The sequence below is a fragment of the Acidimicrobiales bacterium genome (assembly GCA_035547835.1).
In the GTDB taxonomy this organism is placed as follows: Bacteria; Actinomycetota; Acidimicrobiia; order Acidimicrobiales; family Iamiaceae; genus DASZTW01.
The window spans coordinates 179,125-192,818 of the sequence record DASZTW010000008.1; the positions used below are offsets into that span (position 1 = coordinate 179,125).

Annotated in this window: 14 protein-coding genes and 1 tRNA gene; 6 read left to right on the forward strand and 9 right to left on the reverse strand. The window is 69.1% G+C overall.

Annotation, left to right across the window (positions count from 1 at the left end):
• Window positions 1-324: 324 nt before the first annotated feature.
• Window positions 325-594, reverse strand: coding sequence for a hypothetical protein (locus VHA73_09520; GenBank protein HVX18260.1), 270 nt, complete (start codon window positions 592-594; stop codon window positions 325-327).
• Window positions 587-1,099: a helix-turn-helix transcriptional regulator gene (locus tag VHA73_09525; protein HVX18261.1), complete on the reverse strand. Its 513-nt coding sequence runs from the start codon at window positions 1,097-1,099 to the stop codon at window positions 587-589. The genes VHA73_09520 and VHA73_09525 overlap by 8 nt, the downstream gene beginning before the upstream one ends.
• A gap of 477 nt (window positions 1,100-1,576) precedes the next feature.
• Here VHA73_09525 and VHA73_09530 point away from each other — a divergent pair, with 477 nt between their 5' ends.
• Together VHA73_09530 and VHA73_09535 are read left to right on the forward strand one after the other, a co-directional pair.
• Window positions 1,577-1,885, forward strand: a complete 309-nt coding sequence (locus VHA73_09530) for a nucleotidyltransferase domain-containing protein (protein ID HVX18262.1) — start codon at window positions 1,577-1,579, stop codon at window positions 1,883-1,885.
• A complete protein-coding gene (locus VHA73_09535) occupies window positions 1,875-2,204 on the forward strand; it encodes a HepT-like ribonuclease domain-containing protein (GenBank protein HVX18263.1) in 330 nt (109 codons plus the stop codon). The genes VHA73_09530 and VHA73_09535 overlap by 11 nt, the downstream gene beginning before the upstream one ends.
• A 1,744-nt stretch (window positions 2,205-3,948) precedes the next feature.
• Here VHA73_09535 and VHA73_09540 read toward each other — a convergent pair.
• Both VHA73_09540 and VHA73_09545 read right to left on the reverse strand, forming a co-directional pair.
• Window positions 3,949-4,686 (reverse strand): hypothetical protein, encoded by a 738-nt coding sequence (locus tag VHA73_09540; protein ID HVX18264.1) that lies wholly within the window; start codon window positions 4,684-4,686, stop codon window positions 3,949-3,951.
• A gap of 1,403 nt (window positions 4,687-6,089) precedes the next feature.
• A tRNA-Arg gene (locus VHA73_09545) sits at window positions 6,090-6,166 on the reverse strand.
• A gap of 154 nt (window positions 6,167-6,320) precedes the next feature.
• Between VHA73_09545 and VHA73_09550 the strand changes: the two genes are divergently transcribed.
• Genes VHA73_09550 through VHA73_09560 form a run of 3 tightly spaced genes read left to right on the forward strand, consistent with a single transcriptional unit; the run spans window position 6,321 to window position 8,288 of the window.
• Complete coding sequence (locus VHA73_09550; GenBank protein ID HVX18265.1) at window positions 6,321-6,677, forward strand: VOC family protein; 357 nt, start codon at window positions 6,321-6,323, stop codon at window positions 6,675-6,677.
• Window positions 6,667-6,813 (forward strand): hypothetical protein, encoded by a 147-nt coding sequence (locus VHA73_09555; GenBank protein ID HVX18266.1) that lies wholly within the window; start codon window positions 6,667-6,669, stop codon window positions 6,811-6,813. Before VHA73_09550 ends, VHA73_09555 begins: the two co-directional genes overlap by 11 nt.
• Window positions 6,810-8,288, forward strand: coding sequence for an aldehyde dehydrogenase family protein (locus VHA73_09560; protein HVX18267.1), 1,479 nt, complete (start codon window positions 6,810-6,812; stop codon window positions 8,286-8,288). The genes VHA73_09555 and VHA73_09560 overlap by 4 nt, the downstream gene beginning before the upstream one ends.
• Before the next feature lie 177 nt (window positions 8,289-8,465).
• Here VHA73_09560 and VHA73_09565 read toward each other — a convergent pair whose 3' ends face one another.
• Window positions 8,466-9,827 carry an alkyl sulfatase dimerization domain-containing protein gene (locus VHA73_09565; protein HVX18268.1) on the reverse strand — a complete coding sequence of 454 codons (1,362 nt, stop codon included), beginning with the start codon at window positions 9,825-9,827 and terminating at the stop codon, window positions 8,466-8,468.
• Between the two features lie 149 nt (window positions 9,828-9,976).
• Here VHA73_09565 and VHA73_09570 point away from each other — a divergent pair, with 149 nt between their 5' ends.
• Window positions 9,977-10,855: a hypothetical protein gene (locus VHA73_09570; GenBank protein ID HVX18269.1), complete on the forward strand. Its 879-nt coding sequence runs from the start codon at window positions 9,977-9,979 to the stop codon at window positions 10,853-10,855.
• Window positions 10,856-10,894: 39 nt separating this feature from the next.
• On the opposite strand, the gene VHA73_09575 is transcribed toward VHA73_09570, so the two are convergent.
• The 4 genes from VHA73_09575 to VHA73_09590 all read right to left on the reverse strand — a co-directional run bounded on the left by VHA73_09575 (window position 10,895) and on the right by VHA73_09590 (window position 13,693).
• The gene (locus tag VHA73_09575) at window positions 10,895-11,149 is read right to left on the reverse strand and encodes a hypothetical protein (protein HVX18270.1); all 255 of its coding nucleotides are present in this window, start codon (window positions 11,147-11,149) and stop codon (window positions 10,895-10,897) included.
• A 97-nt stretch (window positions 11,150-11,246) separates the two neighbouring features.
• On the reverse strand, window positions 11,247-12,119 hold the full coding sequence (gene thiD / locus VHA73_09580; GenBank protein HVX18271.1) for a bifunctional hydroxymethylpyrimidine kinase/phosphomethylpyrimidine kinase: 873 nt from the start codon (window positions 12,117-12,119) through the stop codon (window positions 11,247-11,249).
• Window positions 12,116-12,808 (reverse strand): thiamine phosphate synthase, encoded by a 693-nt coding sequence (locus VHA73_09585; protein ID HVX18272.1) that lies wholly within the window; start codon window positions 12,806-12,808, stop codon window positions 12,116-12,118. Before VHA73_09585 ends, thiD begins: the two co-directional genes overlap by 4 nt.
• A 9-nt stretch (window positions 12,809-12,817) precedes the next feature.
• On the reverse strand, window positions 12,818-13,693 hold the full coding sequence (locus tag VHA73_09590; protein ID HVX18273.1) for a thiazole synthase: 876 nt from the start codon (window positions 13,691-13,693) through the stop codon (window positions 12,818-12,820).
• Between the last annotated feature and the right edge of the window lies 1 nt (window position 13,694).

The window sequence follows — 13,694 nt, forward strand, 5'->3', positions numbered from 1 at the left end:
CACGGCAGCCCGATGAACACGCTGGCTGACAACCGTCATCGACGGCGACCTCGAGGAGGAGACCCCACCCGCCCTCACCGAAGCCATGTAGAACATCAACCGAGGCTGACACGGCGACCGTCAGCTACACCACGACCCGGGACTTGGCCCTCGATGCAAGGTGACTTGGCGCTCAGCGTGTGGCTGATGCCGGTCGCGTGGCCGCCAGTCCCGTGTTGTCTCGCCGTGTCCGGGAGCGTCGATGATGCACGACCGGATGCACAGAGGCGGCGGTGGCGAGCAGGGGGGATGGTGTACCTCTGATGGCGATGCCGACTGGTGGTGTCAGGTCGGTCGACTGGTGAGATGGACTTGCCAGTCGGCGATGAACGAGCGCAGGGAGCTGGGGTTGGCACCAAGCCCCAGGAGCTCGTCATCGACGAACCGATCGAGTGTGCCAAGCATCTGAACGAGGACGTCGGTGTCGAAGCAGGGGTCGATGGCGGCGGCTGTGTCGAGGAGACCGTCGAGGTCGAAGCGGTTGCTCGACTCGGGCAGCTCGAAGAAGAGACGGAGCAGCTCACGCTGCGGTTCGGTGAGCACCGACTCAGCCACCGGGCTCTCGCGCCGCGTCGATGAGCGGTTGCCAGGCGGCGCGCAGCCGCCTGGGCAGTACCAGCTCGGTCCACAGGTCCACGAGCAGAGCACCGTCGACGATCATCTCGATGTCGCCTGGCCGACCCTCTCGCAGCACCGTCTCATACACAGACGCGCGTTGCCGACGGTCGCTCAAGTCGACGTCGCGATTGCGGCGGGACCATTCCAGATGCAACGGCAGCGACACGATCCGCACCGCATCGTTGACCGGGAGGTCGGGCAGGTGATCGGGAACCGCTGCTGTGCGGCCGCGCCCTACCTCGACCGATCGCCATTCGACAGTCCGGACGATCTCAAGTCGGCAGCCTGCAGCGGCCACGATGCGTTCGACCGTGTCGAGCGTCGGCGACACCCGCCCGTGCTCGTACGCAGACAACGTCGGCCTCGATGTCCCCGCGCGCGCTGCCAGATCCGTCATGGACAGACCAGCGGCCACACGCGCGAGAGAGAGCAACGACGACACAATCAACATCGTATCTGATCCGATACGATCTGAAAGGGAAGCGACGATCGAGGCCGGGGACTGGGTCTGGGCACCGGGCTCGTTCTGGCCGCGAAACGCGACGCCCGGCGTCGTGTGACGCGACCAGATCGGTGACGGGGGCTTACGCCACCGGCCCCGCCTCCCGGTTGTTCAGCGCGCTCGGAGGGACTCGAACCCCCAACCTTCTGATCCGTAGGACGATTCCAGTGTCCCGGCTGGTGTCGTGGCGTCGCGCCCCGGGTCAGTGGCCCGGTGGGCGGCAGTCGGATCGCGCCGTAGGCGTGGCGGACCGTCTCGTCGCGTCGCGCCGCGTCCCGTTGCGTCGTTGATGCACGGATGGATGCACGGACGCTCGGCGCGTCGTGGTCTTCCGCCGTGGAACCGGACCCTGCGCTGCGTGGACCTCGGCGTCCAGCATGGGCGCTGCCTGTCGCCCGGTTGGTGCATGATGGACGTATGGAGGTCCGACCCGGGATCGAGGTGGACGAGGGAGCCCTTGCCGACTACTGCCGAGGTCATGGCATCCGCAGGTTGGGGCTGTTCGGCTCGGTCGGTCGCGAGGACTTTACGGACGACAGCGACATCGACGTCCTCGTAGAGTTCGAGCCGGAGCGTGTTCCGGGACTGTTGCGGATCGCGACGATGGAGCTCGAGCTCAGCGTATTGCTCGGTGGCCGTGAGGTTGAGTTGCGCACGTACGAGGACCTGAGCCGTTACTTCCGTGACGAAGTACGGGCATCGGCCCGCCTCCTCTATGCCGCCTGACGACGCCGTCCGGTTGCAGCACCTCGTGGACGCGGCCACCAAAGCCGTCAGCTTTTGCCGCGACCGATCTCGGGCGGATCTCGACAGCGATGAGCTGCTGCGCCGGGCGTTGACCAAGCTCGTCGAGATCGTCGGCGAGGCCGCCAAGCAGGTGACGCCAGCGACGAGGCGCGAGCTTCCCGGCGTGCCGTGGGCATCCGCGGCGCGGATGAGAGACCGGCTGGTGCACCACTACTTCGACATCAACCTTGACGTGCTCTGGTCAACGGTGACGGAGGACTTGCCGGCACTGATCGCTGCGTTGCCGACCAGCTCCTGACGCCACTCGTCGGACCTGGCGCGAGCCGGACCCTGTTGCGGATCTTGCTTTGCGCGCTCGGAGGGACTCGAACCCCCAACCTTCTGATCCGTAGGACAATCCCAACCTCCTTGCGCGTGCCGTTGCGTCGCGCTGTGCCCTAGTGATCCGCCGCACGCCGTGTGTCTAACGATGGGGTGTGGCAGCGCATCCCCCTCCGTCTCGCCGTGTCGCCGGGAGGCGATGATGCACGGACGGATGCATGTTGCCCGCGGCGAGTATGGGTGATGGTATTCGAGTCGAAGTCCACGGTGTCCCCGCGGTGTGAGCGTGGCTGCAATCGCGCCAGTGCACTACCCGTCCGGCTCGGGCGCTTGCAGCTCGTGGGGCGGGTAAAGACCTTGCTTCGCGAAGTACTCCAGCGGTGGCTCCGCCAGTTCCCGAAGGTCCCCCAAGGCACGGCGGATCCAGTGGGTCCCGGCGCCATCGGTGAACGCAGCATCGACGCCTCCTCGGCCAGCCATGATGCCGGTCCACCCCTCGCCCGGAATCCAGGTTCGCCACGAACCAGGCGGGAGGAGGCTTACGGTCGTCAAGGGCATTGGCTCGTCGGGCCATTGTGCTCGACGAGCCTCGATCATCGACTCCGCATCGTGTGGTGCTGCACCCTGTATGAAGACAATGCATACCAGCAAGGTGTACACGGGTTCGTGGGATCCGTTGAGGAGGTGGATAGGTGTTCGCCAGGCTCCGCTCGCTGTCTTCTCGGCTGGGCCTAACCAGGTGGAAACGAGCTGCGCTTGGGCTCTGCGGTGCGCTGCTCGGTCCGATGCCTCGCGCGCTAGGCGCCGTCGGCGTTCGTAGCTGATTTGGCCGAGCGCTGCGAAGAGGGCTCCGACCGTTCCTACGGAACCGACCCACACGGAGATATCACTCATGACAGCAGCCGACCACGCCGTGCTGATGCGGCGCAATGCACAGGCGGATGCAGCAACCTGGCGCAAGCATCCACACGCGATGATGATTCTGTTCTTGCTGGAGTGACACGATCAGTCGCGGCAGCGTGGGAGAGCGAACGCTGGCGGTGGACTGGGCTCAAACAGCGGTCGCTAGGAGGCCATGCCATATGAGCTTGCGCCGGATCGAGCTGGATGAGTTGGTGGTGACCTTCGGAGTCAGCGCTCGAACAGGCGAGATGGACGCCGACACAGTACGCCTCGACGGTGTTCCCGGGTTGCGGCCGCGGGACTTGCGGGAGAGCGAAGGCGACCTCGGCGTCGCCGCCTCGGTAAGGCTGGGCGGAATCGGCGTTGGCACGTCCGGCCCAGGTATGGATCTGGTTCTTGCCTACGCAAGTATTCCGGGGGACCTCCTCGCTCTGGCACAGATAGGTAGAGGTCTGCTGAAGGTTATCCAGCGGGTGCGGAAGCGGTGAGAGAGACTGGTCATCGTGTCACATGGCCCGACTCTCGGCGCACTCGCTGCGGCATCGATGCCGGCAGGTGCTGTCGGTCCTATGACCGGCATGGAGTACGCCGGCTGCCGGAACCTCAACGGCAGCGAGCCGCCGAATTGGGTCGGCACTGATGATCGACACGTCTGGGTTGTGTTGCTCGAGCACCCGATGAACGGGACGATGGGCCTGGTCTTCATGGCGCCAAGCGGCATCGTGCTCGGCTGGACGGTTGTGCCGCAATCTCGTGTTCTTCAACGGCAACGATCACGTGTCGCGATCCTCAGGGCAGATCGCAGAATGGCACGCCGGTTAGTAGTCGATATCCGGATCGACGCGCCGCAATGGCTCGTCAGGGGACGCCATGACGCCAGCGCCCCATATCTCGTCGAACGAGTCAGGGGCGCAACCGGACGTGCGGAACGGACCACCATCGACGTCATACACCGTCACCTCCCTCGAGCGGCCACGATGCTCCACGCGGAGGTAGAGGACCCAGTCGACCGCCGTCTGTGACACGTCGGCTTTGATAAGGAAGTCCTCGGTCTCTCCGGGCTGGAGTGAGAAGTGCTGTCGATAGAACAGCGGCAAGTCGCCGATGCGGCTGATCGCTCCGTCCTGCCTACCTTCCCACGCCTCCGGCTCGTCGTCATCGAGGTCGAACAACAGCCATGTGGCTACATGGGCGCCCGCGTCCGGCGACGTGACGAGCGTCTTTGTGATTGGGGGCTGTCGCTGGAGAATGGCCACCCAAGCATCGCGGATCAGAACTGGCTCGTTCGCGATCGACCGAACCAGGAGCCGCTTCTTCGTGGTCAGGTAGTCAACTGACCCTCGACCGCGCAAAGACTCGTAGAGCGGCCCGGGGCCGAGATGTTCCGCCGCGCAGCGCAAGTCTTCGTCGTCGATCGGTCGGTTGAGCGCCTGGCTCCAAACGAGCTGCGCCTTGCCGATAGGCTCGACCTGAGTCTTAACAACCACAACTCGCGAACGGCGCCGAACCGCCCGCACGCCGGCAAGAATCGCTGCCGCCACGATCGCCGCGACCACCGCTAGCAGAACTGTCATAGGTTCCCTCCCGCGTGGCATGTCGCGTGCCCCCCTGGGACATCGGCGGCAGCATCCTGCTTGGAAGGCTCAATGTTGTCACTGCTCGATGCTGCAAGTGAGCACAGGCTTGTCCGTGGCGCTCCGGAGCGAGCCCCGATTTGATCGAGTGGCCACCACAGTGGTTCGAGGCGTTTGCGTTGTCGAAACACTCCGAAAGCAGGGTTCGCCGTGACGAATGCCGGACGTTGTCTCAGCGAGGTGGCTGGCATCGGTCTCACCGCCGCTCGGCCCGAGAGGCGTGAGCGTCAAGTCACCCAAAGCATGCCAGCCGGGTTTGCCTTCCCCGACGAAGGAGCACTCGGACTGCCTGGTGTCCCGCTCCGTTGGCTCGATGATCGCCGTATGCTTCGTCCGGGTTCTGGTGACGTACCGATGCGACCGAGGCGATCACCAAGGCTCTGATGAAAACGCACGGCTTCACGGCCTGAGGACGGAGTGAGCGGATGAGCGCTAGCGATTGGCGGTTCGGCGGCGCTGGCGTGGCAGGAACTGATCCCGTACAAGTCCGGCGATGACCATCCTGACGGCAGTCGGGCTGCTTGTGGCAGGAGCGGTCATCGCAGAGCTCGTTCGCCGCGTTCCGCGCTGGAGAGCGGCCCGTTGCCCTCTCTTCGTCCACGTCGAGACCGATCCCACCGCTATCTGGATTGGCCATCCTCCCTGGATTGGGGCCAGCTTTCTTCTTCCACCGGATAGAGACATGATGGAGTTGTCGCCCCCTTCTAACTGCCTGGAGTGGCGACGCTGGGCTCGTGCCCTCGGCGGTGTCGACGAAGGCCAGACCGACATACTCGTAACGCTGTCCGCGAAGGAAGACCTGACAGTTGTGGTCTCAGGTCTCCGCGCGGTGGTTTCGAGTCGTCGGGCAGCACCGGCCTGGCACCACGTCTCGTGTGCGGTGGGTGGAGCGGCGATTGTTCCCCGACGTGTGGAGCTTCACTTCGACGAGTTCCCGGAGACAGCCAATTGCTGGTACGGCCCTGGCGACTGCGAACCCATCGATCCACCTGTGTTCTCGATCTCCGGATCGGAGGCAGAAGTGCTCCACATACGAGGAGTATCGGGGCGGGACTGGGTTGAATGGACAGCCGACCTGCTCCTCGTCGTCAACGGGCGGCGGGTCACCGTTCCCATCCGAGAGGGCCGTCGACCATTCGTCACCTCAGGCGCTAGCGGCGTGGTCGAGTCTCACATCTGGCAGGGGAACCAATGGGTGCCCGAGGACAGCTGACGCCAAGAACTGGGCTTTTGGGGATGGAGGTTGGTTCCCACGGTCAGCCTCCGCTTGCCGCAGACGCGATGCAGGGCACCCCGACGGGTGCCCTGCATCAGCGCAAACGGCCTGGCGCGCTCGGAGGGACTCGAACCCCCAACCTTCTGATCCGTAGTCAGATGCTCTCTCCAATTGAGCTACGAGCGCCGGGTGGTGACGGCCGGCTGTCTCTCCGGGCCACCGATTCGCGCAGGTCGAAGCCGCGCGACGGAGTGGCCACTGTAGCGGTCGGCCGTCGGGGCGAGCCATCCGGGATTCATCGGTCACGCGGCGCCGGCCGCTGCTTCCTACCATCCAAGCCATGAGCCTCGAGTGGGAACAGATCGTCATCGACGCCCGGGATCCGGTCACCCTCGGCCGCTGGTGGTGTGAGGCGCTCGGCTGGGTGGTGGTCGACGAGGACGACGAGGGGATCGAGATCCGGCCCGCGCCGGACCGGCCCCCGGGCGTCTTGTTCCTCGGCGTTCCCGAGGCGAAGGTCGTGAAGAACCGCTTGCACCTCGACTTCCGACCCGACGCCGATCAGCCCGGCGAAGTCGAGCGGCTGCTCGCGCTGGGCGCCACGACGGTCGACGTGGGGCAGGGCACGCCGACGTGGGTCGTGCTCGCCGACCCCGAAGGCAACGAGTTCTGCGTGCTGTCGGCGCGTGCCACCTGAGCGCGCCGCGGTGCCGGGTGGCGCGGCGCGGCGCGGTGCTGCAGTGCGCGCCGCGGTGCCGGGTGGCGCGGCGCGGCGTGGTGCTGCAGTGCGCGCCGCGGGGCCGGGTGGTGCCGCGTTGAGCGGTGGCCAGTGAGCGTCGACCCGCTCGACGTGCCGGGTCTCGTCATCCGCGGTGAGGTCGTGGCCGGCGACGAGCCGCCGTACCGGGTGGTCGACCCGGGCCGACCCACCGAGGTCGTCACCCACGCGCCCGCGGCCAGCGCCGCGCAGGTCGACGCGGCGGTCGCCGCTGCGACGGCCGCCGGGCCTGGCTGGTCGGGCCTGTCACTCGAAGAGCGCATCGCCTGGGTGGTGGCCGCGGCCGAGGTCGCGGTGCAGCCCGAGGAAGTCGAGCTGTTGGCTCGGCCGCTCACTCGCGAGAACGGCAAGGTCCTGGCTGAAGCCGAGTTCGAAGTGGCAACGGTCAGCGCGATCGCCGAGACGTTCGCCGGCCTCGCCCGCGAGGCGCTGATGCCGGTGCAGCTTCCCGACGGCGGTCGGGTCACGTTCCACCCACACGGGGTGGTGGCGGCCCTGTTGCCGTTCAACTGGCCGTTGTCGGTGTGCATGACCAAGATCGCCCCGGCGCTGATGGCCGGCAACACAGTGGTGGTGAAGCCGCCGCCGACCTGCCCGGCCGTGGTCCTCTATGTGGCGCGCCAGATGGCCGAAGTGCTGCCGCCGGGCGTGTTGAACACCGTGAGCGGTCCCGGCACCGACGTGGCCGAGGCGCTCGTCACCCAACCGGGTGTCGCCATGACCACGTTGACCGGCGGCGGGCAGGCCGGACGCGCCATCCTGCGGGCGTCCGCCGACCGGCTCGCACCTGCGCTGCTCGAGTTGGGCGGCAACGACGCGGGGATCGTGGCTCCCGACGTCGAGCCGACCGAAGACGTCGCCGCCGACCTGTTCGACGCGGCCATGGCCAGCAGCGGGCAGGTGTGCACCGCGCTCAAACGGCTGTACGTGCCGGCGCGGCACCTCGACCAATGGGTCGAAGCCCTGGCCGTGTGCGCCGCGGCCACGGTGACCGGTCACGGCCTCAACCCCGACGTCACGCACGGACCGGTGCACACGGCCGCCGCCGAGGCCCGGGCCGCCACGCTGTTGGCCGAGGCCATGCGGTCGGGCGCCACCGTCGTGCAACCCGGTGGGCTCCACACGGGTCCGTCCGAGGTCGGCGGCCATTACGTGCGGCCGGCCGTCGTCGCCCGCCCCGACCCCACTTCGGCGCTGGTCACCGACGAGCAGTTCGCGCCGCTGCTGCCGGTGCTCGGCTACCGGGCGATCGGCGACGCGGTCACGGCCGCGAACAGCACGCGGTTCGGCCTCGGTGCATCGGTGTGGACGGCTGACGGCGAGCTCGCCAGCGCTGTGGCCGAGCAGCTCCGGGCGGGCACGGTGTACCGCAACGCCCACGGACCAGGTGGCCTCGACCCGCGGTTGCCGTTCGGTGGGTGGGGCGAGTCCGGCCTCGGCGTGGAGTTCGGCGTCGACGGCGTGCGGGCCTACACACGACCCCGGTCGCGCCCACGCCCCCGACCGTTGCCAGGCCCCGCGTCGCGCTGAGCGATACCGGCCTGATCGATCGGGTCGCCCGGCGGCCCGTCCGACCGCTTCGGGCTCAGCGGGTTCGGTCAGAGGGCCACCCACCAGCGGGCCCGGTGCGGCGGGGCAGGCGGGTGCCACCAACGCGCTGTGTCGGGCGGAAGTGGGTGCCGCCGGGCGGCCGTCCGCGGGTGCGGCCTACGCGTCGGTGTCGGGTGGCGCGACCTGCTCCGACGCTCGGATGGCCGACGAGTAGATGCCTTTCGCCATCAGCGACGGCGCTGCCTGGCGACGCCGCTGGTACAGCGCGGCGCGGATCCGGTGGACGGCGGCGTCGTCGGGCGCGGCGCGCGCGGCCCACTCGACGAGCTGGCACGCGAGCTCGAGGTCGCCCCCGTCAGCAACCTCAGAAGCCCGATCCGCCAGCCGGCCCGCGCCCCCGGCCATGGTCGCCACCTCCTCGGCTACCGACCGTTCCGGCGGGGGCGAGAGATGTGCGGGATCCGCGTCCCACCAGCCGCCGTACAGCCGCCAGATATTGCGCACCACGAACTCGGGCTCGTCGTACAGCGGCCGGAGGTACGGCCGGGCGAGGGTCTCGGCCGGCACCTTCACCGTGTGGATCACCTCGTCGAGGTCGGCGCCGTCGTTCATGAGCGCGAGCGTCTGGTCGACCACCGTGTCGAGCGTGTCGGCCACGTCGGTGAGCACGGCCCGGATGCGCTCGGCGCCGCCGATCGGCAACCCGTGTGCCGGCAGGAACAGCTCGGGCCCGCGGGCCACCATGTCGCGCAGGGCGGCGGCCCACTCGTCGGGGAACCGCTGCACCTTCTGCGGGTTGCCGGCATTGGGGAAGTTCCAGATCAGGAAGTCGCCGGCGCAGATGGCCTTGTGGTCAGGCAGCCACGCCCACGTGTGGTCGTCGGTCTCGCCGCGGGCGTGATGCAACTCGATGGTCGTGCCGCCGGTGAGCGCGGCGTCGAGCGTGCGGCTGCCGTGGTACGTGATGTCGGGCTCGGCCACGTCGTCGGGCAGGAAGCGGTCGAGCTTCGGTTGGCGGCCGCCGCTGCCGGTCGCGGTCGGGTCGAGCTCGGTCGCCGGGCCGGCGCCGATGTTCATGCGGGGGTTGGCCAGCCAGCCGAACTGCCGGCGGTTGATCAACAGGTTCCAGCCGTTCGTCCGGCGGTAGCGGTCGATGCGGTGCGGCACGTTCGCGTGCCCGACGAACGTCGGCTTGGCGTGGCCGCGGTCGGCGGCGTCGGCCACGAACGCTCCCGACCCGCCGACGTGGTCGACGTGGCCATGGGTGTACACCAGGCTCCGCACCGGCTCGGTCGTCCAACCCCGGAGCGACGCCACCACGTCTCGGCCGGTCGCCACACCGCTCGAGTCGAACGCCACGAGCCCGTCGTCGGTGCGCAGGAGCACCACATGGCTGAACGACTCGACCACCGCGATCGCCGGCGCCACCTCCGACAGCTCGTTGGAGATCCGGTTCACGGGTTCGTCGACCACGCCGGAGTCGATGATGCGGGCGGAGAGCTCGAGCAGGTCAGCCATGGCCCGCCGGTCTAGCGCACCCACCACGTTCCGGGCACCGCAGCGAGCCCCGGGGGCGCCGTCAGGTGCCCGGAATGGGGTTAGGGTCTGACGGTTCGTCAGATCCAGGGCGTTCGTCAGATCGAGGCGATGTCGTCGGGGGAGTCACGGTGGCCGAGGAACCAGCAGCCGGTCGCAAGAAGTTCGGTGGACCGCCCGAGGGGGCGAAGAACCCGTACTGGATCTTGCCGTGGAAGGGCCCCTACGAGGTCAAGATCGGCCGGGCTCTGATCACGATGGTCGAGCCGCACGTCGGCCACGAGCGCGCGTACAACCGCTGGTACGAGGACGACCACTTCTACGCAGGGGCGATGGCGTTCCCGTGGATGATGGCGGGCCGCCGCTGGGTGGCACCCCGCCGGCTCTCCGCGCTGCGCTACCCCGAGCAGTCGCCGATCGCAGATCCGATCACTGCGGGGCCGTACATCACGGTCTACTGGGTGGTCGACGGTCAGTTCGACGGCATGTTCAAGTGGAGCGTCAGCGTCAACCAGCGACTCGCTGACGACGACCGCATCCACCACGAGCGCACGCACCTGTACACGTCGTTCCAGAGCCACCAGGTGACCGTGTACCGCGACGGCGAGGCGGGCCCCCGCGACATCCACGCGCTCGACTACCCGTACGCCGGGATGGTGATGGAAGTGGTCGACGCGCCCGACGCGGCAGGCCGGGGGGCGCTGCTCGACTGGCTGTGCGGCGACTACGTGCCCGAGGTGCTCGCCGGCACACCCGTCGCGATGTGCGTGCTGTTCAATCCCGAGCACATGCCGGGCGGGCCCGACTCCCACGTGCAGGACACGCCCGGCATCGAGAACCGGGTGACGTTGCTGTACTTCTGCGAGCAGGACCCCGCCGAGCTGTGGGACGACGTGTTCGCCCACAACGGCGACAAGGTCGCGGCAGGCGGGCTCGGCCAGATCGTGTTCTCGTCGCCGTGGATCCCGACGTTGCCCGGTACCGACACGTACGTCGACGAGTTGCGCTGACCGCCGGGCGCGGCCGCCGCCGCGCCACCAGAGGCACCACTAGGCGGTCTGGGAGTCGAGTTCCTCGCTGACGATCTTCATCCACTCGGCCATCGAGTCGGCGTGCTCGTTGCGGGTCACGTCCGACGGGTCGGGCTCTTCGATGTCGACGGGCTGATCCCACTTCGACGTGCGCGCCTGCTCCACCAGGTGCATCGGCGGCTTGTCGGGCATGCGCAACGTGATGTCGAGGATCATCCGGCGCAGCCGCCGCGCGGCCACACAGCCTGCCGCCTCGCGCCTCGCGTCCAGCATGCGGTCGTTCCGCCACCGCCGCAATGGCCTGTTCGGGGCATTGGTGCTCGGTCTTCCAGCTGCGCAGCGTGGATGACCGGACGCCGTCTGTGGGAGGTTACCGGGCTGCTTCGGAGGTGTGCGCGACCGGGCCGTGGCCGGCGCCGAGGTCCCAGCCGGCGGAGCGGCCGAGTCGGTCGTGGACGAACGCCTTGGCGGCGCGCAGCGCGTCGAGCGGTGCGTCGCCCCGGGCGAGGTGGGCCGCGGTGGCGGCGGCGAAGGTGCAGCCGGTGCCATGGTCGTTGGCTGTCTCGACCCAGCGTGCGGTGAGCTCATGGGTCGACCCCGAGGCGGTCTCACAGGCCACGTCGATGGCCTGGCCGGCACCCGCACCGGGCAGATGCCCGCCCTTCACCACCACCCAAGTCGGGCCCTTGCCTGCCGTGGCGGCGGCGCGGGCGCGTGCGGCGAGCTCGACGGCAGCGGCGCGCTGGTCGTCGACGGTGGCGATCGCGTCGACCGGGTGACCCAACAAGACGGCGGCCTCCCGGGCGTTGGGCGTCACCACCGTCGCGTGGCCGAAGAGCAAGTGGAGGTACGCCGTCTCCGCGGCCTCGGCGAACAGGCGATCACCTGCCGACGACACCAGCACCGGGTCGACCACCAAGTTGGGGAGCCGACCTGCCGCGGCGAGCTCACCGACGGCCTGCATCACCTCGACGGTGGCGAGCATCCCCGTCTTGACGGCCGCGACCGGCAAGTCGCTCAGCACCGCGTCGAGCTGCGCTTCGAGCACCTCCACCGGCGGCACGTGCACGTGGGTGACGGCGTGGGTGTTCTGCGCGGTGAGGGCCGTGATGGCGCTCGTGCCGTGCACGCCGAGGGCAGCGAACGTGGTGAGGTCGGCCTGGATCCCGGCGCCGCCTCCAGAGTCGGACCCGGCGATCGTGAGCGCCACCGGGGGCGTGGGCTCGGGTGGCTCGGCGCTCACGGCGTGCCCGGGTGGGCCGGCGCGGCCGTCGCGATGCGGTCGAGCAGCTCGCGGACCGCCGCCGCAGGGTGTGGCGCGCGCATCACCGCGCCCATCACCGCAAGACCGTGCGCGCCCCCCTCCAGGCACGCTGCGGCGGACTCGCTGGTCACCCCGCCGAGCGCGAACACCGGCACCGCGTGGCCGTCGAGCGCAGCTGTGCCGAGTGGCGGGCCGTAGCCCGGCTTCGAGGCCGTGGGGAACACGGGCGACAGCGTCACCCACGACGCGCCGGTCGCCACAGCCGTGGCCACATCTGCCGGGCTGTGGCACGACCGGCCGGACGGCAAGAGGACCCCGGTCGTCGTCGGTGCCGGCAGCGGGTCGCGTGCGGCGAAGTGCACGCCCCACGCATTGAGCTCGGCGGCCAGCTCCACGTCCGACGCCACCACCAGGTCGGCCCCGGTGCCGGCCAGCGCGTCGGCAACTTCTCGTGCCAAGGCGTGCCGGTCGGCGTCGCCCAGATCCTTCTCGCGGAACAGCACCAGCGGCGCGCCAGCTCCTGCCGCGGCGGCCACGGTGTCGACCAGGGGTCGTCCGGCCGCCTGCGACTGGGCCCGGTCGGTCAGCACCAGCAGGCGTCCGAGGACCGCCGGTGACGCGGGTTCGGCGCGCCCGGGGTGCGTCGACCGAGTGTCCTGCGCCGCCACGGTGCCCCGTCAGGACCGCCGCGCGGGCGGCGCGAGGTCGGCCATACCGGTGAACGAGGTGGAGGCTTCCGCGTACAGGCGGCGAGGGATGCGCCCGGCCCGGTGGGCCAGCCGTCCGGCCTCGACGCCGAGCCGCATGGCGGTGGCCATCGCCTCGGGGTCCTCCGCGCGGGTGACGGCCGACGCCAACAACACGGCGTCGCACCCGAGCTCCATCGCGAGCGCCGCGTCCGACGCAGTGCCGATGCCGGCGTCGAGAACGATCGGCACTTCGGCGTGCTCCAAGATGATCGCCAAGTTGTACGGGTTGCGGATGCCCATCCCCGACCCGATCGGTGCGCCGAGCGGCATCACCGCCGCGCACCCGATGCCTTGCAGTCGTTGCGCGAGCACCGGGTCGTCGTTCGTGTAGGCCAAGACCACGAAGTCGTCGTCGACGAGCTGCTCGGCCGCGTCGACCAACTCGATCGGGTCGGGGAGCAGGGTCCGTTCGTCGGCGATCACCTCGAGCTTCAGCCAGTTCGTGTCCAGCGCCTCGCGTGCGAGTTGCGCAGTGCGCACCGCGTCGGCCGCGGTGAAGCAACCGGCGGTGTTCGGCAAGGCCTTCACGCCGGTGCGCTCGAGCACGTCGAACAGCGACCGCCCGCCCACGGGGTCGACCCGGCGCAGCGCGACGGTCGTGATCTCGGTGCCCGAGGCCACCAACGCACGTTCCAACACGTCGAGGCTCGGCGCGCCGCCGGTTCCCATGATGAGCCGCGAGCCGAACGACTCACCGGCGATCACCAGCCGGTCGCCAACCCCGCCCACATCCGCGCCGACATCTCCTTCTGCGCGGAAGATCCCACCGTCGCGGTCGGATTCCACGCGCGGAAGGGGTGACATG